At 59.2% G+C, this 20,677-nt stretch carries 19 protein-coding genes; all 19 read right to left on the minus strand.

Going from position 1 to position 20,677, the window contains the following annotated elements:
- Positions 1 to 343: 343 nt before the first annotated feature.
- The gene (locus ABIB90_RS40600; RefSeq protein ID WP_157158554.1) at positions 344 to 865 is read right to left on the minus strand and encodes a hypothetical protein; all 522 of its coding nucleotides are present in this window, start codon (positions 863 to 865) and stop codon (positions 344 to 346) included.
- A gap of 115 nt (positions 866 to 980) precedes the next feature.
- Entirely contained in the window at positions 981 to 1,517 is a 537-nt protein-coding gene (locus tag ABIB90_RS40605) for a tetratricopeptide repeat protein (RefSeq protein ID WP_007592677.1), read from the minus strand.
- Between the two features lie 71 nt (positions 1,518 to 1,588).
- A complete protein-coding gene (locus tag ABIB90_RS40610; RefSeq protein WP_007592679.1) occupies positions 1,589 to 1,987 on the minus strand; it encodes a hypothetical protein in 399 nt (132 codons plus the stop codon).
- 11 nt (positions 1,988 to 1,998) lie between these two features.
- Positions 1,999 to 3,651 carry a type II and III secretion system protein family protein gene (locus tag ABIB90_RS40615; protein WP_354160996.1) on the minus strand — a complete coding sequence of 551 codons (1,653 nt, stop codon included), beginning with the start codon at positions 3,649 to 3,651 and terminating at the stop codon, positions 1,999 to 2,001.
- 474 nt (positions 3,652 to 4,125) lie between these two features.
- Positions 4,126 to 4,545, minus strand: coding sequence for a TadE family protein (locus ABIB90_RS40620; protein WP_007592683.1), 420 nt, complete (start codon positions 4,543 to 4,545; stop codon positions 4,126 to 4,128).
- A complete protein-coding gene (locus ABIB90_RS40625; protein WP_007592684.1) occupies positions 4,542 to 5,876 on the minus strand; it encodes a pilus assembly protein TadG-related protein in 1,335 nt (444 codons plus the stop codon). The genes ABIB90_RS40620 and ABIB90_RS40625 overlap by 4 nt, the downstream gene beginning before the upstream one ends.
- Positions 5,877 to 5,884: 8 nt before the next feature.
- Positions 5,885 to 6,331, minus strand: coding sequence for a hypothetical protein (locus ABIB90_RS40630; RefSeq protein WP_007592686.1), 447 nt, complete (start codon positions 6,329 to 6,331; stop codon positions 5,885 to 5,887).
- 54 nt (positions 6,332 to 6,385) lie between these two features.
- A complete protein-coding gene (locus tag ABIB90_RS40635; protein ID WP_354160991.1) occupies positions 6,386 to 7,033 on the minus strand; it encodes a methyltransferase family protein in 648 nt (215 codons plus the stop codon).
- A 2-nt stretch (positions 7,034 to 7,035) separates the two neighbouring features.
- Positions 7,036 to 7,944, minus strand: coding sequence for a type II secretion system F family protein (locus ABIB90_RS40640; protein ID WP_007592691.1), 909 nt, complete (start codon positions 7,942 to 7,944; stop codon positions 7,036 to 7,038).
- Positions 7,941 to 8,873 carry a type II secretion system F family protein gene (locus tag ABIB90_RS40645; RefSeq protein WP_198288231.1) on the minus strand — a complete coding sequence of 311 codons (933 nt, stop codon included), beginning with the start codon at positions 8,871 to 8,873 and terminating at the stop codon, positions 7,941 to 7,943. Before ABIB90_RS40645 ends, ABIB90_RS40640 begins: the two co-directional genes overlap by 4 nt.
- Positions 8,870 to 10,246, minus strand: coding sequence for a TadA family conjugal transfer-associated ATPase (locus tag ABIB90_RS40650; RefSeq protein WP_007592694.1), 1,377 nt, complete (start codon positions 10,244 to 10,246; stop codon positions 8,870 to 8,872). The genes ABIB90_RS40645 and ABIB90_RS40650 overlap by 4 nt, the downstream gene beginning before the upstream one ends.
- A complete protein-coding gene (locus ABIB90_RS40655; RefSeq protein WP_007592696.1) occupies positions 10,243 to 11,439 on the minus strand; it encodes a CpaE/TadZ family protein in 1,197 nt (398 codons plus the stop codon). Before ABIB90_RS40655 ends, ABIB90_RS40650 begins: the two co-directional genes overlap by 4 nt.
- Positions 11,439 to 12,404, minus strand: coding sequence for a Flp pilus assembly protein CpaB (gene cpaB, locus ABIB90_RS40660; RefSeq protein ID WP_354160985.1), 966 nt, complete (start codon positions 12,402 to 12,404; stop codon positions 11,439 to 11,441). Before cpaB ends, ABIB90_RS40655 begins: the two co-directional genes overlap by 1 nt.
- A gap of 1 nt (position 12,405) precedes the next feature.
- Positions 12,406 to 12,912, minus strand: a complete 507-nt coding sequence (locus ABIB90_RS40665; RefSeq protein WP_007592699.1) for an A24 family peptidase — start codon at positions 12,910 to 12,912, stop codon at positions 12,406 to 12,408.
- 101 nt (positions 12,913 to 13,013) lie between these two features.
- On the minus strand, positions 13,014 to 13,229 hold the full coding sequence (locus ABIB90_RS40670; RefSeq protein ID WP_007592700.1) for a hypothetical protein: 216 nt from the start codon (positions 13,227 to 13,229) through the stop codon (positions 13,014 to 13,016).
- Between the two features lie 439 nt (positions 13,230 to 13,668).
- The gene (locus tag ABIB90_RS40675) at positions 13,669 to 14,058 is read right to left on the minus strand and encodes an ankyrin repeat domain-containing protein (RefSeq protein WP_007592701.1); all 390 of its coding nucleotides are present in this window, start codon (positions 14,056 to 14,058) and stop codon (positions 13,669 to 13,671) included.
- Between the two features lie 264 nt (positions 14,059 to 14,322).
- Positions 14,323 to 15,675: an HlyD family type I secretion periplasmic adaptor subunit gene (locus ABIB90_RS40680; protein ID WP_354160980.1), complete on the minus strand. Its 1,353-nt coding sequence runs from the start codon at positions 15,673 to 15,675 to the stop codon at positions 14,323 to 14,325.
- Positions 15,676 to 15,685: 10 nt separating this feature from the next.
- Positions 15,686 to 17,359 (minus strand): type I secretion system permease/ATPase, encoded by a 1,674-nt coding sequence (locus ABIB90_RS40685; RefSeq protein WP_157158555.1) that lies wholly within the window; start codon positions 17,357 to 17,359, stop codon positions 15,686 to 15,688.
- Between the two features lie 148 nt (positions 17,360 to 17,507).
- Entirely contained in the window at positions 17,508 to 20,666 is a 3,159-nt protein-coding gene (locus tag ABIB90_RS40690) for a beta strand repeat-containing protein (RefSeq protein WP_354202881.1), read from the minus strand.
- Positions 20,667 to 20,677: the final 11 nt, after the last annotated feature.

The raw sequence follows: 20,677 nt of genomic DNA on the forward strand, positions 1-20,677 counted from the left end.
CCGTTCAAGCTGAGTACTGCGCTTATGGCTGTCCATAAGGACTGTTACGCACCAATTGGACTAACCCAACAAGGCGGCCCTCGCCGGAGGGAGACCTTCCGACGGACACGGTCGACGAGGAGTTGCGGATCCTCGCGGAAGTGGTTGTGTTTGCTCGGGATGTGCGGGATCTCGGCGATCTGCCGGCGCGGCCCGGATGGAGATGGAGGGATGGAGGCGCCTAGATCCCGACTCGCGCGTAGCGACCTGGACGACGATTATGCCGACGTTCTCGGCGCCATTCTCGACCGCAAGCTCCGCCGCTGACTAAGAGCATCCAGTGAGCCTGCGCGTAATGCGGTTGTTACGTCGAGAACAGGATCGGTCGTAGCCAACGTACCAAAGCTCTGATTTCCTGTCCCACTGCGAAGAAATAGAGCAGGTGCGTGACCGCAAAGGACAGGAGGCAGGCCCCTAAAATGGTCGCCATCACAAACCAGCCACCCGACGGGACCGCAACGGTTACAAGCGATGCCTGCGTAGCGGTGGGTGTACCAAGCTGCCAGGAGACGACCAAAACCAAGGCATAGACTACACTGACGTGCGTTGCGACCGTGAAAAGGGGCCTCGACCTAGCTGCGAGCCCAACGCAGGCCAGCACGAAGATCGGAAGCGCAAGCCCGAAGAACTGAAACCCTTTGAGTGGAACGAAATAGCTCAATGCGGCATCGCTACGCTGAAAGATGCCGAACATCCTGAGATTGATGAACCAGAGAAGCTCAGAGCTGGGCGCATATTGAAGGGCACGCGCGGCCAGTTCGGCGCAAAGCGTGGCGGCAAAGAGCACAAATGGTCCCAGGAATTGGAGCTTGAAAAGTCGACTCATGAGATTAACCATACGTCAGAAACGTTAGCTTGTCTCAATGGCCCCCGGCACACGGCGCGCGCTCCAGCCTAGACCAAATCGATAAAGATTAATCTATTACGGCTAGCTATTTTACCTATGGTTGATTGTTCGGCGGCCTTTCAATGAACCGCCGGCTGCCGTTGAGGAGCTCAAGGTTATTGGCGATAACCGGGTTACCTGGATCGAGCGAATAGGCCTTCTCGAACTTTCGCCGCGCCGCGCTCAGATTGCCGCGCAGCATGTACGAATATCCCTGGTCATTCAGGATTTGAACAGTTTCGCCTCCCAGCCGGACCGCCTGGGCATAGGCCTGATCAGCCAGGTCAAAACGACGCAGCCGATCATAGCTCGCGGCAAGCCCGATCCAGGCCGTCAAATCCTTCGGCGATTTCTCGACGGCGTCCTTGAAATAGCGCTGGGAAATCCCGTAACTGCCGCGGTTGTAATGCTCCAGCCCCAGCCGAACGGGTTCGTCCGACGGGTAGTATTTGACGTCGGTCGGCTCCTGCACGGGGTCCCCGCCCGGCGGATCCACAGGCGCGACGATCGCAGCCTCCCGCAACGTGTAGTCACACCCTGCGAGGCCCGTCGCCAACCAGCAACAGGTCAGCATCAAGATGATACGTCGCATCAATCTTCATCCCCCCGCGGCCCAGCGAACTCGCTGCGCCGTTCGCAAACAAAAACTCACTTCCGGACGCGTTACCTGCCCCCTGCTCCGCCGACCGGTACCGACACGCCGGTTGCCGAACCTGCCCCCAAGCCCTCGATGTTGACGTTCTGCGTCGGCGTCGTCCGCAGGCCCATTTGCCTCGTCGCATCGCTTATGTCGGGAAGCTGATCCACCGGCTGTTGCGTTTTGCCATAGCGTGTGACGGCGGCGCCCACGCGCCGAGCGTCATATGCGATCCTCCGGTCACCGACGTTTCGCGGCCATGGACTGATCGTATGTGTGACGGCGTTGACCTCTTTGGCGTTGCCGGCGCTCATGGTGATGGTATCGGAACGCTGGAAGTAGCGATCCATCTCGTCGTTACCGGCGAGGCCGTAACATCCCCCGAGCAGCAAGGGCGCGAACAGAACCAGATACCTGATGGTCATCTCTCGCTCCGCTAGTTGAGGGTTTTTACGACCGGCTGGTCGGCAGCGGCGGCCGGTGCCGGAACAGGCACCCTAACTTCAGGAGCGATGATGTGGCCGTACGGACCCTTCACGTCGCCGCCGGAATTGACGTAGTCATTGTAGCGCTTGCGGACTTCCATCTGGCCATTGAGGAAGAAATCGACGTCGTTGGCCGGAAGGCGGGAGTCGAGCGGAGACGCCAGTTGCTGACCGGGTGCCGCCGGCGCAACCAGGCGCGGCGTCACGATGATGACGAGGTCGGTTTCCTCCTGCTGGTACGACTTGCTGCTGAACAAGGTTCCAAGCACGGGCACCGAGCCGATCCATGGCAATTGCGAAACGTCCTGCCGATTGCGGGTCTGGAGCAGGCCGGCGATGGCAAAGCTCTGGCCGTCGCGCAATTCGACCGTGGTGCGCGCATCGCGGCGGGTCAATGCGGGAACTGTCGTGCCCTGAATGGTCACCGCATTGGCGAAATCAAGCTCGCTGACCGAGGGTTCGACCCGAAGGTTGATCACGCCGCGCGAAAGAACGGTCGGCACGAAGGCCAGCTCAACACCGAACTTCTTGTAGTCGATCGTGATGGTGGGAAAGCCGTTCGTCGTCTGGGTCGGTATCGGTACTGGAAACTCACCGCCGGCGAGGAAGCGGGCGGCATCGCCGGAAAGCGTGGTCAAGTTTGGCTCCGCCAACCGACGTGCCAGCCCTTTCGTTTCCAATGCAGAGATCAACAAGTCCACCGAGCCGCCGTTGCTGGTCCGAATGAGACTGGTCAACAAGCTTCCGAACGGCGCAGGAGCGATGCCTCCTGCAGTACCGGCGAGCGTCCCCAGAGTTTGGAGTACCGGAAGGCTACCCGTCGGTGCGTCGCCGACCTGTCCTCCCCCAGCACCGAGCGGACCGTTGTTGGTATTAATACCACCAATCGGTGATCGACCGGCGGCGGTCACATGACCCAGCCCGGTGTTACCGATGTTAGTGCCGTTGGCGTTCGCCGCAGAAAGGTTCACGCCTAGGTTTCGACCGGCCTCCCGGCTGACCTCGAGAAAGCGCACCTCCAGCATCACCTGCTGCGGCGCGGCGACACTCATGGCGTTGACGACGACTCCCCCTTTCGCAACCGTGCTGGTGGCGATCGCCATGGCGCGCTCGGCGGTAACTGCGTCGGCGGCGGTTCCGCTGAGCACCACCTGCCCCTCGGAAGCCGACACGCGGATACCCTGCCCGCCGGTGCTGCTCCGGATGTTCTGCTGCAGATTGCCGGAATCGATCACGACCTCGACGTCGAGGATCCCGATCTGCTTCATTGACGAGTCAAATAGTATGACATTTGTGGTGCCGGTCTGCTTGCCCTGCACATAGATAAGGTGATCGCTCAGCGATTTCACGTCGACGATGTCAGGTGAGCCCGCTACGATCGTCGCAAAGGCCGTATCGACCTTGAAGGTGCGCGACTTGTTGACGACGATCTTGACCCGCTGGACATCGTTCATCTCGCTGAGGAAGACGCCGCCGGAGCCCCGCCGGTCTGCAGCCGCCGCGCGGTCAACGGAATTGAACAGGCCAAGCGTCGTGGCAAGAGCCATCGCGCTGAAGGCGAGTAGTCTCGCCTCCGCTTTACTCGAAACGCGCCCCCCACTCATTCTGAGTCCCTCTCGCCGCGATCCGCGGCTGTCCCCGTAAATCTACGTCCTCGACTGACCTAACAACTCGCCTTCGCGCACTACATCGCAGAGTTTACAATCTGTCCCACTACAAATCGTTACCTGCTTATGCGCGCACTCAGTCGAGGCCCCAACCTATCTCCGGCTCCGCAAAGGACACGTCTCGTTCTCCACCGGCCGCAAGATGCGGTGCAAGATCATCGTCCCTTATGCCGCCTGAGTGCAAGAAAAGAGCCGCTACCGCAGTGCGGCAACAGCAGAGAAAACTTGCAGATGTTGCCAGCGCGCACCACTTTCCTGCCTTGCCTGGAACTATCGCGCCGCGTAAGCGCTCCGACGGGTTCCCGTTGCTCTCGCGCTCGCCAAGCGCCCTATCCATTTTCGGAAGATCTGTTCGGGAATTTCCCGCTTACCGAAATCCAGACGCATTCCGGGAGTGGTTGCTCACTACCACTAGAAGGGAATTTGGGTGGATGCGCTCGGCTTGTTGAGGGATGTGCCCCATATCGGCATCAGCATTTGAAAGGCTGTCTGAGAAGCTGTAACGGTCAAATTGTTGCCACTCGACCCCACCGTCAGGGTCGGCGTGAGATGGCCGAAATACAGGAACGGCGCCGCGTTCTGCTTGGCCGTCGCGGACAGGGGATCCCCTGTGCAGCCGGCCGGCGACTGCGGCGGGCTTTGGACCATGGCAGGCGTATAGCAGCTAATCATGACCGCCCGGGCGCCGGCGCTCGCCAGCGTCCGCAAGGACTGCATCGTGATGGCATAGCGTCCGAGATCGAAGATGACGAACATCAACGTGAAAAGCGGCACGAACACGAGGATGAATTCAAACGCAGAGGCACCACGATTGTCGAGCTTTCTCATCATTGCACCAAAGAGACGACTTGGGTGTAGGCGATTACAGTTGGAGCACATCCATCGGTGCTCAGGTAGCCGCCACCGGTCATGGTGAGTGTTTTGGCGATCACTTCTGAGCAGGTCGTGTTGCTAGGCTGAGTCGACCCGCCGAACGACACATCTGCTTTAGGGAAGTACATCGCGCCCGCGAGCTTGATCACGCCATTGCCGCCAATGTTGACGTTCGCAGTCGATTGATCGTCAATCAGAACCCCATTCAGAGCAGAAGAGAAAGCGTTGGTCGTAGGGGCCGAGAGATTGACGTTCCCGCCGTTGATGGTGAGGCTCGAATTCCCGAGCAATACAAGCGTTACGCCTGTGCCGCTGACCGTTCCTCCAAAACTTATCGTTGCATTGTAGAAAAGGTAGGTTCCTGGGGCAAAATTTACCGTGCCTCCGGAGTTCACCTTTAGATCGCTGTACACCCCGCTAGCGCTGTTCGGGTTCAGCGAGCAGGTTTGACCATTGGTAACATTGCCGCCGCATGGTTTTGTTGATGGGCTCGTCCTCGTGTTGAACGACGCAGTCGTGAGTCCCTGCAATGGATCCATCGCAGGAGGCATGAAGTAGTTGTGCGCTATGCCGGGATCGGCGCAGGTATTGGTTGGAGAACAGCCATTTGCACCATAGACGGCCCATCCCGAACCGCTGAAAGAGGGAGTGCTTGCAAACTGGACGCTCGCATCCGACATCAGCGGGCAACCTGTTCCGTTGTTGCTGACGTCACCAGCAAGTTTAAGCGCCCCTCCACCGGTCGGATTAGGTCCAAGCGCCAAGGCGCACACCTTGCTCGGCAGCTTGACCAACGCAATGGCTTGGGCGGGGATGTTGACGGTGGTCAAACCCAGCACTGCGGCCAAGTAAGCCGGTTGTTGCTGGCTGACCCTGGCGCGAACGGCGTTGCCGGTGCCTGTTGATGGCGTTGTGAACGTGGTCCCATTGTAATCGCCGATATCGATCTGCACGGCTCGCGACACTCTGGTCGGAAGGCTCGTCGCACAGTTTCTGTCCGGATAGGCGGTAGCGTCGTTAGGACTTGAGTTGCAAAACCCATTCTGCGCCGCGAATTCCTTGCCGCGATAGTCCACTGATTTCGTGTCGCAGCTCGCACCAGCAATCGTGCATGCAAGGCGCAAGGCGCCCGAGTAGGCCGCAGAGTCGGCGGCGTTCTGCGCGTGCTGGCGGGTGACGTACCACGATCCGGCCTCGGCCCCGAGCGCGACCACTCCGATGAGCGGCACGAGCGCTATGACTGTCGCGAATGCGACAGAGCCTCGTCGAGAACGGAGCAGATTGCGCATGGAAGCACCTACTGGAAGCGTTCTGAGTAAGCCAGCGTGTACGTACAAGTGGTGGGACACAGCACTGACCTCCAAAAAGGCACACGCGCCCCAATCGGAGCCAAAGTGATGGTCGTCGAAAACGTCATGTACTTCGGAGAAGCAATATTGCTCGGCGAGCAGGTAGCGCCCCCGTCTCCGCATTTAACTTGTAGATTGCTGATCGCATGACCAGCGACTGTCGTCTGTAGCCCTGACCTCCAGGTCACCGTGCCGTCAGGGCCGAGCGGATTATAGTACTGGACGTACTGCCCGAAGGACCGCAACGCCGACCACGCGGAGATAAACTGGAAGCCCGCGGCAGCGACGTCGGCGAGCGGCACAAGCAGGAACGACACCAAGAAAATGTACACGATCATGGTCTCAAGCGCGACGGCGCCGCCTTGATCCACGATGAAAGAGTTCTTGCGGCGCATGAGCCTACCTCGACCGATACTCACCATTCCGGTCGTCGACCGGATCAATAGCACTCACCAGACATGAGGGATCAATCTCCAGCGCGAGGCTTCGTAACCGGAATACTCAGGGCAGGTGCGCCGAAGCAGGTCCTCTTCGTAATAAATTCGGCAAATCTGGATGCCGATATGCAAGACCAGCAAGACCGCTGTCAGCGGCGTCGGGTTTCTCAGCACCACGCCCAACACCGCGATTTCTTCCGCGAGGTAGAGCGGGTGCTTGATCCACCGATACGGACCGGTTTGCACGACGTTGCGCGCCTGTGGCACCAAACTGAATGACCTGCCAAGATGTCGAATGGTGACCAGCATCATGATCATGCCGATCAGCACGCAAGCGGTAGACGCCAGGTTTGGTAACGCTTGATCGGTCTTGCCGAAGAAGGCGATCGTCCATGGCATGTAGGTGCCGACGAACGCCGCTATCCTTGGGAGAAGGCCATTCGCTTGCGCCTTCGCCGGGGGCCGCGTGATGATCAACAGCGCCAGGAGCACGTAGAAGACAGCGAGGCAAACACTCGACAAGAGCGACGGCCAGGGATCATGAGCCGATGATCCGATCTTGATGGCGACACCAAGTGCCAGCAACATGAACCACATGCCGCCGAACAGTTGCATCGTGCGCCCGTATGAGAAAGGTTTCGACAGGGCAACCGTGCTCATGGCTATTTACCGAAGCTGGCGAACGAACGCACCAGGTGCAGAATTGGACTTCCTCCCAAAATGACGAACATGGCGGGGAGCAGGAACAACACCATCGGAATGGTCAGCTTGGCGCCCAACTTGTGGGCTCGTTCTTCAAGCTTGGTAATGCGTTCTCGCCGGAGGTCGACAGCGATACTCCGCAGAGCTTGGCCCACCGGCGTTCCGTACTGCAGGCTTTGGGCGACCATGGTGCCGAAGCGGCGAAGCCCATCCGACGTAGCACCTAATTTCTCGAACGCCTCGCTGCGACTTGGCAATATCCGGAGATCGTCAATAAGACCTTGCAAGACCCGCGCGACAGAGGGATTGGTCTGGCTCATTTCCTGCGTTACCCGTGCGAGCCCGCTCTCCAGACCCATTCCCGCTTCGCTGCACACGACCAGCAAATCGATCATATCCGGCGTGCCGACCCGAATGGCAGCATCGAACCGCCGCTTCATCACGGTCAGTATCAATCGCGGCCCCAAAATCCCGATCATCACGCCCATGAGTGTAAAGACCAGCACATCCATCAGTCCCTTGCCGAGAAGCAGGGCGACACCCGCGGCGATGATTGGGCAAAGGAACATGCTGACGGCTTTGACGCCGATCCAGGTCGGCAACGCTCGCCGATGATTGAAACCTGATGATTGAAGGATGGCGCTTAGTTGATCCAGATTTTCCTCAGCGTAGAAGCGGCGATACCGCATGCCGAGCCATGAAAACCAACCGGTCACGTCCTGGAACGGGGCGGACCGGTAAGGGATACCCAGCACGGCGTTCGATACCCGCGTGTCCAATGCACGAAGGTGTAATTCCTGGATGATCAACACGCAGGTCGCACTGCCAGCTGCTAGTGCGAGGGCTACCAGACCTAGGCCAACAGTCACAGCTCGGTTTCCCTTCTGACCATCCAGCTTATCACCAGAGCCCCAAGAAGCACCGAGCCCACTGCGTAAGCCAGCAGCTTGTTTCCAACCGGATCAGTGAACAACAGATCAACGGTTTGCGGATTGGACGCGTATAATACTCCGCCTCCAACTAGCGGCGATATCGTCAGCGCTCGCGATGAAAAGATCACCTCTCCTGCGAGCGCCTTGGCGCGACCAGCCAGCGCAACACGCTGCCTCACCGTGTCTCCCAGGTTCTGTAAGGTTTCGGCCAAGCTGCCACCTGACTTCAACTGGACTGCAAGTGTAACCGCAAACATTGCATATTCCGCCACTTGCGTTCGCTGATAAACAGCTTCGACGGCTTGCTCTGGAGGTCTCCCCAGATTCACCTCGCTGCATACGATGGCAAACTGGCCAGCCGTTGGTTGCGGCATATCGCGAGCGAGGGCGCGAAATGCTTCGTGCACGGGCAGACCCGATCGAACGGTACTGGTCACCAGCTGGATCGCATCAGGCAGCTGTCGAAAAAGCTGAAGCGCAACGCGACGTTGCTGCCATCCAAACAGGCCTCGCACCACGATGATGGCTGCGATTGCAGCGCCAATGCACCCGTAGAGAATGGAATATCCGAGCAGGTGATTCGCGTAGAGAGTTGCTGCTGCTGCGGCGACACCGGCAAGCAGCACATAGGCCGGATGCCAAATGTACGAGATCTCGGAATTGTAGTTGGCCAGGCGATGGAGAAACAGGGACCCGGCCCCGGTCTCCAACCGGCGAATGGATGGCAGATTAGCTGGATGTGAGGCCGGCAGGGCAACCGACAGCCGGCGATCGATGCGTCTTTCCCGAGCGTCGATCCACAACGAAATGGCTGCTGCGCACATCGCGAGCGCCAGAACAGCGACGATCACAAACTCCGGCATCACACCTGCCTCATGGCCTCGGCCCAAGCTCCATCCAGCCCGTAATAGACAAGACGGCTCTTGAATTTCGGGGTTGCAAGGTTGCACCTGTAGGAGCCCGATATACGCCCATGCACATCCTCCTCGTGATACTCGAAGGCTGCGATGTCATTGGTCGTAATCACGTCCCCTTCCAGGCCGACGACCTCGCTGATCTGAACGATCCGACGCTGTCCGTCCCGCATGCGTTCGACCTGCACAATGAGATCCAGCGCAGCGACGATCTGAGCTCGAATGGCGCGCGTCGGTAGATTGACCTGCCCCATCTGCACCATATTTTCGATGCGGGTCAGGGCATCTCGGGTACTATTCGCGTGCACCGTGGAGATCGAGCCATCATGGCCGGTGTTCATTGCTTGCAGCATGTCAAATGCCTCAGCGCCACGCACCTCACCCACGACGATCCGGTCAGGACGCATGCGCAGCGCATTCCACAAGAGATCGCGCTGCGTCACCTGCCCCGTACCTTCGAGGCTGGAAGGCCGGGTCTCCAGGCTGATCACGTGCGGCTGCTGGAGCTGCAACTCCGCCGCGTCCTCGATGGTGACGACGCGTTCGCTGTGATCGATGAATTGGCTCATGGCGTTGAGCAGCGTCGTCTTGCCGGACCCTGTGCCGCCGGAGACCAGAACATTGAGCCGAGACCGGGAGGCAATCTCGAGCAATTGTCCGATGGCTGCGGTCATCGAGCCGTTTTCGATCATCCCGGCGATGTCCAAACGGCGGCTTGGAAATTTTCGGATCGAGATGCAAGGGCCATGGATCGACAGCGGCGGAAAAATGATGTTGACCCGGCTGCCGTCAGGCAGGCGGCAATCCACCATCGGACTGGACTCGTCAACGCGTCGCCCAACTTGCGCGGCGATTTTCTGCGCCACCGATGCGATGTGGTCATTGTCGCGGAATCGCACCGCGACCCGTTCCAGCTTGCCGGCTCGTTCGACATAAATGTTACTCGGTCCGTTGATCATGATATCGTTGATCGATTGATCGAGCAGAAGCGGACGCAGCGGTCCGTAGCCGGTCATGTCGTCCGCAATCTCGTCCGCCAGCTGAACCTGTTCGCGAGCTGACAGCTCGAGCCGTTCTTCGTTGGCGATTCCATGGATGATTTGCTCGATCTGCCGCCGAAGGACATCGCGCGAAACAGTTGCCGCCACTGATGGCTCAATCTGCTCGATGACCCGCTCGCGGAGCGAGGTTGGCATCAGGGGCCGCTCGGGCGGAGGTTCGTGCCTGGGCGCAGCTGCAGGCAAGCTCGGCGGCGATGCCGGCAACGGCGTCAATGCCGATAAATGAGCTGGCGTATCGTCGTCGCGCCTACCGAAGGTCTTCATCGTCCGAGCAGCCTCCTCAGCCATCCCTTCCGCTCGGCGCCGAGCCCCGTGATCTCCCGTACAATGGGGGCGAGGTGACGTCGCAGTCCTGAAACGTGCTTCAGCGCAGGAATTCCGAGATTGACCGCTTGGGTCATGCCTTTGCCGAGATCCGGCACCACCATATCTGGCTCTGCGCCCAACGCCTTGACAACGGCCGCCCGGGGGAGGCCGCCGGGGCGATCGGCACGGTTAAGCAAAGTAAACACCCGATCCTTGCCAGCGATATTGGTCACCGCAGCGCGCACTGCATGGGCATTGCGCAGTCCGGTCACCTCAGCTTCCAGCAACACCAGCACGTGACGGGAAAGCGCGATCACCGGGTGAATGGATGCCGGAAACGGCACTGGGACATCGACAACGATGTAATTGAACCGTTGGCGCAGCAGACCCAGTACGTGTCTCACGCCGGCTTCAGTGATGTCGAGCTGCGCATCCAGTTCTTCATCGGCAGAAATCAGGCAAACTCGCTCGTTGACCTCAATTGCCGCGCGCTCAAGGAATAATGTGTCCGCACGCATCGGGTTTTCCAGCGCAATACGCAGGCCTGGCCCGGGCTGAACACCCAACATGACAGCTGTTTCGCCGCCTTGCAGGTGAAGGTCGAGCAGCGCAACTTTGGCCTTGGTGGTCTCGGCCAGCTGCAGCGCGAGATTGATGGCGATACTCGTTGCGCCGGCGCCACCCTGCGCACCACAGATCGAGATCACATGTCCGCCACGATCAACCGAACTGTGCGTCACGTTGCCAAGCAGCTTCGGGCGCAGCTGGTCCAGCACGATATCGCGCGTGACCGGCCGCGGCAGGTACTCGGTCAAGCCCAGCTCCAAAAGCTCACGGTAGAAGGTGATTTCCCTGTTCTCGCCAATCAGGGCTACGCGGACATCGGGTGGACAGACTCCGGCAAGCCTTTCCAGTTCAGTAAAGGGATCATCGATGCCGCTGATGTCTGTCACCAGCGCCAACAGGTCGGTGTCGGTTTCAAGCATCCGTATCGCATTGCGGATCGTGCCGCGTCTGATCGAGAGGTTGGCGCCTTCCAGCCCTCTGCGCAAAGCCTCAGCGCTGAGCTCATCATTTACGAAACAGACGATGCGGTTACGCGTGACGATCGATGTCGCTTCTTCAGGCGGAGTGGCTATGGCAATGTTCATCAACGTTTCTCCGACAATCTGTTAGCGTAACCCATAGCGGTTGCAGTCTGGCGGACAACTTCCGAGGACCCATCGCAGCTGATGAGAGCGTCTTCGTCTTGTCTCCTGACTGTGTATTGCTTGACCTCACCGCCCGAATGAACGACCACTGCCGTTCTCTGGGCGGCAATTGCATACTGGCGGGCGAGTTCCGGCGAGACATCGCAGCTGGACATCGCGCCAGTGTCCGCCTTATCCCATTGATCGACAGCCGCGCGTACGGCCAGGGAGAGCGTTCCGATCTGCTTTGCGACAGACACCTTTTTGACCTGCTCCTGCGTGAGCTCCAGCGACACGGTTTGTGTTTGCTTACCTGCCATCCCGCTAATAGGTCGCGCGCCCTGCACGATCTCCTGGTCAATCGCGATGACTCGAACATTGCCCAGAACGGTTTCGCTCAGGGCGCGACGCACGAGATCGACTTTCTCGAAGACCTGAGTCAACACCACGTCGACATGATCACCCGGCCTGATCAGGCCCGAGACGCCCGACTCCTCGTCGACCTTGATGCTAATGGCACGGCTGTCTGGCGCCAGGACACTGGCGAGGAAACCCCGATCCCGGGGGCGCAGGATGTCCTGCAATGTGACGGGACTGCCCGCTTCGACGAACTTGCGGATGAGAGAACCGGGAAGTCCGGCCTTGGATTCGGGCGTTTCAAGGATAGCGCCCTGCGGAATGCGCTCCGGCGGCACCGACCGCACGGTGAAATCTTCTTCGCGGGCCAAAGTCCCCTTCGGCAATGGACGCGCCGCGACAAAGTACCCGGAAGTCGTCGGCTCCGCCGGCGCCGGGGTTGTCTCTGTGACTTGTACCGGGGCCGGAGGCTGCGCCTTCGGCAGGTTCATGTTGTAGGCAATCAGACCGAACGCAGTGGTTGCGAGCAAAAGCACCATGATGATCGACAGACGCAACGCGGATGACATCTCACAATCCTTTGCTCAAAATAGTCCAAATACCACCGCATGCTATTGCCACCCCGTAAGGCAGCGGTGCGTGTCGCAAATTACGCCAACGCTCGACCGCATAGATGCGGCGCATGAGCGACGAGCCGACGGGCGCTAGCCTGGGATATGGCAGGAGGCGCATCAGCAGATGCACCAGGGCAAGAACGCCGCCGGCCAACACGGTAATGGTCAGTAGCTGAATCACGCCGGTCAGCGGAAAGCCGATCGCCAAAGCAATCAGCAATTTGACGTCACCGCCGCCAATTCCACCGCGCGTGTACAGGACAAACAGCAGCAGAAAGAGGATCGCGGCTGCTATTAGCGACTCGGCAACTTGCATCGCGTTGGGCAATTGACTAGCGATCCCGAGGAGCGCCAGCGCCAGACAAATTTCGTTTCGGATCAATCGCGTCGCGACATCGATCGTTGCGACATAGAGCAACAATGAGATTTCCAGAATAGAGGCTGTGGGAGCAATCCAATTCATGAAATGCACGCCCCAAAAAACGTGGAAGGCAAACTTGCGGGGGCACTTTTGCAGGAGGGGGGCAGCTTGGACTACCCCCCTCTGGCGTCAAAATGGCAGTATCAACCAGCGATGGCCGTAGCGAAAGCAGTGGTGATAGCGGTGATCCCGGTCGTCAGCGCCGCGCCGATCTGACCAGTAGCTCCACCGCCAAACACAGCACCGACTGCGCCAACGATACAAACGGCGACGATGATGTATTCGAACGACACCACGCCGTCCTGGTCCGCGCGCAGACGCTTAAAGCCTTCCGTGGTCTTGATGTAATATTTCAACATAGCGAAATCCCTTCTCAGTTGAATTTGCAGATGCCCGTTGGCACATTCAGCGGCTGCGGACGATTTCCAACCTGCCACTTCATAAACTCTCTATTAAATGTAAATCCTCGTCAATATTTAATATATATATGATTTCGCTTTTAATCGATTTGAACAGTGCGCCATCGGATCGATCGCAGAAATGGCCTGGTAATACAACAAGATAGCGGAGTTAACCATGAAGTGACGCAGGATCACCGGAATAATACGGACACCAAATGGCATATCTCACGCGAAAAGAATTCGCCACGCTGATTGTTCCGGCATTTAATTTATGTGCCCACCAATTTGCAAAGCTGCCCACAAGCGACGAGAGTCTGCGAGGAAAGCGCGCGGCCGGCACGCCTGAAGGAAGTCTCGCAAAGGAGGATTGCCACAGAGGGCGACAACGCCAGACGCTTCAGGGGATTGCTCTGAAGACCCTGATCGCTGCGTTGAAGCCGTATGATTCCGCCAGCTGCACTGGCGTGGCGCGATCATCAATTTGCATTGGCGCATCGATATCGGCACCGTGAGTAAGCAGAAGCTCGACTGCGTCGCCGTCATCAAGGCTCACGGCGTAGTGCAGCGGCGTCCAGTCATTCAATCCGCGTTGCTGCACGTCGGCACCTCGCACAGGCAACAGGCGCACAATGTCATGCCGGTCGTTACGCAAAGCGGAAAGCGCAGCGATCAGTGAGGGAAAGCCGGACAGGTCAGGATAATTCGGATCGCAGCCGAGATCGAGCAGCGTCTCGACGAAATGGAATGGACTCCAGTATATCGCATACCCGAGCGGGAATTCAGTCACGCCGAGATGGGCGGGATGCGGGCTGTTTAGAGAATCAGCTGGATGACCAGCGCAGCCAGCAAAGCGTTGAGATCGCCTGTGCGATAGGCGCCATCTATGGCGTTGAAGGCCTTATATCTTCACATCGCTGCACTCGTTCGGCCTTGGCTTCCGCCGCCATTTGTGTCGTTGAGCGAGCCTGGCTTCCGGGATGAGGCATTTGTCTCTCCTCGCTCCGATCTGCGTCGCTACCGAACTGCGTCTTCCATCACTTGCCTGATCGCGTCATTTCTGCCGGAACGACTGGTTGAACGACATTGCGAGCGGTCCCACGATGTACTCAAACGCAGTTCGTTGCACGGTCGGGATCATCACTGTCGCGGGCATGCCAGGGTAAAGCCGAATGTTCGGCATCGCGGCGAGCTCATCTCGGTCGATCCGCACGAATGCGGTGTAATAGGGCGCGTTGGTCTTCGGATCGGTCAACCGATCGGCCGAGACCTGAATCACGTCGCCATGAATGATCGGTACGATGCGCTGCTTGTACGCGGTGAGGTGAACCTCGGCGCGCGTGTCCGGATGCACGTCGCTGATGTCATCGACACCGACCTGTGCCTCAATGGTCAGCGAGTCCTCGTCCGGAACGATATCAAGGATTTTATCCCCGCGCTGAATGACGCCGCCCACCGAAAATACGCTCAAGCCCACGACCCGCCCTGTATACGGCGCGCGGATCTCCATCCGGCCTAACACCGCTTTGGCGTTCATCGCCTTGGGAATCACCTCCAGGAGCTTGGCTTGGGTGTCACGCAGGTCCTTGGTGACGTCGGTCATTCGATCGTTATCGAGCTGCGCGATCTGCTGCTCCTGCTCCGCGATTGCTTGGCGCGCCTTGGCAATGTTGGCCGTTGTATCCGCGATCTGCCCCTCGAGGCCAAAGGCGGTGCGCTCCAGCTGCAGAATTCGCGGCCGGGCGATCAAGCCGCGCTCGACCAGCGGGGCAATATCGGTGGCTTCCTTGTGAATGGAGTTGATCTGGTCGGTAAACGATTTGGCTTGAGCCTCGGCGCCCACGATCTGCGAGCCGAGCTGGTTGATCTTTTCTCGGATCACGCTGCGCTGCCCTTCCAGCGCGGCCCGCCGGCTCTGGAACTGGCTGAGTTGACCGTTCCAGACGCTCTTGAGATAGGGATCGTTGGTTCGAGCCTTGAGATCGGGGGGCATCACGAGCTCGGAGCCATGCTCGAGCTCCGTCAGCAACCGGATTTCGGTTGCCCGCAGCACAGCAAATTCTTGCGTCAGGACGTCGTATTCGGCGCGAGCCTGGGTCTCGTCGAGTAGGATCAGGAGATCGCCCGCGAGAACCTTGTCGCCTTCCCTGACATGCAATTCATTGACGATGCCGCCGTCGAGGTGCTGGACGCTCTTGCGGTTGCCGTCAACCTTGATCACCGCATTCGCGACCACGGCGCCGTTGAGTGGCGCCGTCACCGCCCAGGTGCCGAGACCACCAAAAAACGCTGCGATGATCAGCCATCCCACCAGGGCAATTCGTCGTATCGAGTCATTGGGGCCGCCGTGTAGGCTTGCAGCTGACATCGGGGTTCTCGATCGGTTTGCGGCATCCACCAGGGCCATGCAATTTGTCCTAACTCGCCGCTGCCTGCACGGACGAGACCGGCACCGGTCGCGTCAGGCGCGACAAAATTTCGTTCCGCGGGCCGAACATCTCGGCGACACCTTCACGCAGCACCAGAATCTTATCGCAAACGCCAATGGTGGCAGGCCGGTGCGAGATCAGGACCACGGTCGTTCCACGTTGCTTCAGCTGCAGGACGCAATGGGCAAGCGCGGCGTCGCCATCCGCATCGAGGTTCGAACTCGGCTCGTCAAGCACGACAAGGCTCGGATCGCCATAGACCGCCCGAGCAAGGCCAATCCGCTGGCGATAGCCGCCGGAGAGGATGGCACCGCCCTCCCCGACCTCGGTATCGTAGCCCTCCGGCAGTCGCACAATCATTTCGTGCACGCCGGCCAGCTTTGCCGCAGCAATAATCGCAGTGTCGTCGCCGTCGTCGAACCGGCAAATGTTTGTGGCGATGCTGTCGGCGAAGAGCTCGACATCCTGCGGAAGGTAGCCCAGGTGCTGGCCCAAGGACGACCTGATCCAGCTCGAAATGTCGGCGCCATCCAGCCGCGCCGCGCCTGCCGAAGGCGTCTGTACTCCGACGAGGTGGCGCGCCAGCGTCGATTTACCAGCGCCGGACGGACCGATGATGCCCAGCACTTCTCCCGGTTCAATCCGGAAGGCGACCCCGCGCAAAATGGCCTTTGACGTTCCCGGCGCTGCGAATAATAGGCCGTCCACCGAAAGTTGGCCGTCAGGACGCGGCAGAGTCAGTCCGGTTTCACGCGGTGGATGGGCGGTTAACAGCTCGCGCAGCCGCACGAAGGCGCCGCGAGCTGAGACAAGGCCGCGCCAGGACCCCACGATCTGCTCGATCGGCTGGAGCGCGCGGCCGAGCAGGATGCTGGCCGCAAACATCGCTCCCGCGGTGGTGAGACGCTCGATGACAAGATAGGCGCCCACTCCCAATATCAGCGATTGCATGGACAGTCGCGAGAAACGGATCAGGCTCTGCATCGTGGAGGCACGGTCGCTCGCGGTGACCTGGCGCTCGATCATCCGGATACGGTCCCGACTCCAGCGTCGTAACAGTCCGGGCGTCATGCCCATGGCGCGCACCACTTCGGTGTTGCGCAGGCTCATCTCGGTAAAAATGTAGTTTCGGCTCGCCGCCTCGTTGGCCTCCGACAGCGGAGACTTGACTGCCAATTCATTGAGGAAGGCCAACAGGATCAGAATGACACAACACGCGAGTGCAAAGGCGCCCAGCAACGGGTGAAGCGCGAAAATCACGAGAATGTAGATCGGAGCCCAGGGCAGATCGAAGACTGCGTGAACTCCTGCGCCGGTGATGAACTGGCGGAAGATGTCGAAATCGCGCAGCAATTGGCTGCGCGTGCTGCCGCCCCTTGCGGTGCGATCGATCACCGCTGTCATCACGCGCGGTGCCATTTGATGGTCGAGGCGAACACTGGCGCGCGTGAGTACCCGCGCGCGTACCGCGTCGAGACCTGCAAGTGCTGCATAACCCAGCAACAGGGCCATGGTGAGCATGAGCAGCGTGATCTGGCTGGCGCTCGAGATCACCCGGTCATAGACCTGCAGCATGTAGAGCGGGCCGGCCAAATACAGCAGGTTGATGGCCAAGCTGAAGATCGCAGCCGTGGCGAAATAGCCTTTGCAGGCTTGCAGCAACTGTCGGAGTTCGTCGGGTCTTTTGAACGGAGTACTCACACAGATCAGCGGAAAATCCGCCCCTCTTCAAAATTAATGCCGAACGCTGGACATCGTAGTCAAAAGTCGGAGCCGCAACGTTCGCCCCGAGTCATTTCCGCGCTGCGCATCAGACCAGATGGTCGTGGTAGCTGATCAGCGTTCCCGTGTTCTTGTCTGCCTCTGTCTGGAAGCCCGCCGGGTCGTACTGGCCGAGCAGGAGAATGTTGGCGGTATGGACTCCGTCGGTCACCGACAGGGTTCCTCCAGTACCGGCCTGATTTGCGACATAGCTCGCGGTCGCGCCGGCCCCGAATGCCACACCGAGCAGATCCAGGTGGTCATCCCCGTTAAATCCGGACACGACCCCGCTAAAGTCAAAGGAGTCGTGGAGCACGATTGTCCCGGTCGCTTCGGCATCAAGCGCTACATTCGCAGACGAGGCCGCTCCGAATTCGAGTGTGGCCGAACCGCTAATCTGAGCCGTTCCGTTACCGCTGACATTGCCGTCGATTGTGACGTTGCCGCCATTGGCCCACAACAGGCCGGTGTTGATGATGTCGCTGTGGACCTCCAGTCCACCGGTTCCCGTTGCCTCGAGCGTTCCGGAGTTGGTGACGACGTTTGTGCCGGTATCGATGACGAGCGAGTTGGTTCCAGTTGCATCGATTGTGCCCTGGTTCACCACGGTCAACTGTCCCGCTCCCAACTGACCGGCACCAGAAATGGTATTGTCCACGTTGGTGAGCGTGACGTCGGATGCCGTACCGGTGATCACGTTCTGGCCGCTATCCGACAGATCGACGTGGCCGCCGCCATCGAGTGTGATGCCATGCTCGATCAGCTGGAGGTCGGTCTCGTCGCCCGTCGAGTTCAGCGCGATCGAGCCGATGTTATGGATCACGCCGCTCAGCGGCAGGACGGCGCCGTCGCTGATCACCATGTTGCCGGCATTTTCCGTGACCGGGATTTGGTCGAAGACGAAGTCGCTTGCGGTAAGCGACGACGCATCGACGCCGTTTAGCGTGATCGACTGACCATCAGCGAGTGCGATCACCGCGCTGCCGGCAGCGTCATTGGCCATATGCGCCTGGATGTCACCAAAGCCGGTGAACTCGGCATAGCCGATCAGATCGATCTGATCCGAGGCGGCGTCGAAATTGTAGATCGTATCGTGGCCAACCGGTCGGGCGAACACGATCAAGTCGTTGCCGCTCGAAGCGGTCAGGTTGTCGTCCCCCGAAATAGCGAAGATTGGGAAACCGGCCGCGTAGGCTTCAACATTGTCGAAAACAAACTTGGTCCCCGTGTTGCCGTCCGCGTCTGTCCATGTCTCGGCGACGTTGAGGACAACCGCGCCCGCGACGTCGGTGAGCGTGGTAACCGCCAGGGACTGGACATCACTTGTTTGCACCGTCCAGGTACCGTCTCCGTTGTTCGTTCCCGCGTTCAAATTCCAACCTAACGGAACACCGCTGACTGTGACCGTGATAAGGTCGTTCGGGTCCGACGACGGATCGGTCAGGCCAAGGTTGATCTGCTCTCCGGCGATGCCGGCCGGAGCTACTCCGGTCGCAAAGTCGGCGGCAGTCAGTGACGTTATGCCCGCGAGATGGATTTCCAGCAGGTTGGCATTGCCACCATTGAGAGCGCCGGCGGTGGCGTTACCGTAGACAATCGTTTGGTTGTTGGCAGTGTCGACGAACCAGGCAAACGTGTGTGCTGCGACGCTACTGTTCACGGCAGCCAACGAGCTGCCTACCGACGTGATCGCTAGGCCCGAGGTAGCTGCGATCTTATCGGACCCCGATGTGAAATCGATAATCGTGTCGAAAGCACTGTTTGTCGAGTCAGATGCCAACGTATAGCGGAACGTATCATTGCCGGCTCCGCCCGACAGTAGATCCGCGTTTGCTCCGCCGGTGATCGTATCGTTTCCGGCGCCTGCCAGCAGAAGATCAGACCCATTTCCGCCGTTTAGCGTGTCATCGCCGCCAAGGCCAACGAGGATGTCATTTCCATCATTGCCGGACATCGTCTCACCGGTGGCGGTCCCGACCAGAGTATTATCGGACGCATTGCCTGTAAGCCCCGCCAAAAGGTCGGGGAGATTTTGGCTGATTGCGGAGTAGGTGACAGCGCCACCCCCATTAAGAGCGACAGCGAGATTTGCGCTTTCAAAAGCAGTGACGCTAGCCTGCCAACTTGAGGCTAAAAGATCGAGGGTTCCAGTGGGACTACCGTCCAAGTAATTTTGCAGCGCGCTCTCAAAGGTTGCATTCGAAAGGATTTGCTCAAGCTGTGTCGCCGAGAAAACCAGGGTGACGCCGTCTGATCCATTTCCACCGTTGTAGGTTGTCGTGCCGTTGATGTGATTCCACGCTGTCACCAGAGTATCGCCGCCATTCCCCATCAAGACAGACCAATTGCCTGAAGGGGCCGGCGTATTTCCATCAAAAGTATTGTTAGCGAAATCGGCAATGTCAGTACCGTTTCCAAAATTGATCACGTGTCCACTGATGCTACCGGCCAACGTTATTGTGACGGTCACAGGATTGGAAGAGAGCGAGCCATCTGAATCATGATAGGTGAACGCATCAGTGCCTAAGAAGGAGTCTGTCCGCGTGTAAGTAAATGAGCCATTGAGGTTAAGCGTCACGGTTCCGTGGGTCGGGTTGGTGTCTTTGACCGCAGTTATTGCATTGTCTGGATCAGAGTCGTTGGCGAGAACTCCTGGCGTTGTAACCGTCAAGATATTTCCGCCTGAAGTGTCGAGGATATATGCGTCATTCTGCGCCACCGGCGCGTCGTTGACCGGCGTCACCGCCACCGTCGAGGTCACGATGTTGCTGGCGTGATTGGCGCCTGCCCCATCGTCCACCTGATAGCTGATGGTGCGGGTCGCACCCGAGGGGTTATCGCTTGAGTTCGAATACGTCACCGAACGTAGCGCCGCCTGGTAGTTCGCCACAGTCGCAGAACCGGTCAGCGTCAGCACGCCGGTCGCTGCATTGTAGCTGCCCGTGATGCCGTTCTGGTTGGTGAAGCTGAGGACATCCTGGCCTGAGGGGAAGTTGGTCGTGATCGACACCGTCGCTCCGGTCAGATTGGTGCTGTCGACGTCCGAGACGGTCAACAGGGCATCGATTGCCGTCGCGGCCTGGTTCTCAGTATAGGACAGCGAGCCACCATTGGCGGTGATCACCGGCGCGTCATTGGTGCCGGTGATCGTGATCGTCTCGGTCTGCGCGACCGTCGCACCCTGCGCGTCCTTCACATTGTAGGACACGACGATCGTCG

It is taken from the genome of Bradyrhizobium sp. JR4.1 (assembly GCF_040548605.1).
Classification (GTDB): Bacteria; Pseudomonadota; Alphaproteobacteria; order Rhizobiales; family Xanthobacteraceae; genus Bradyrhizobium; species Bradyrhizobium canariense.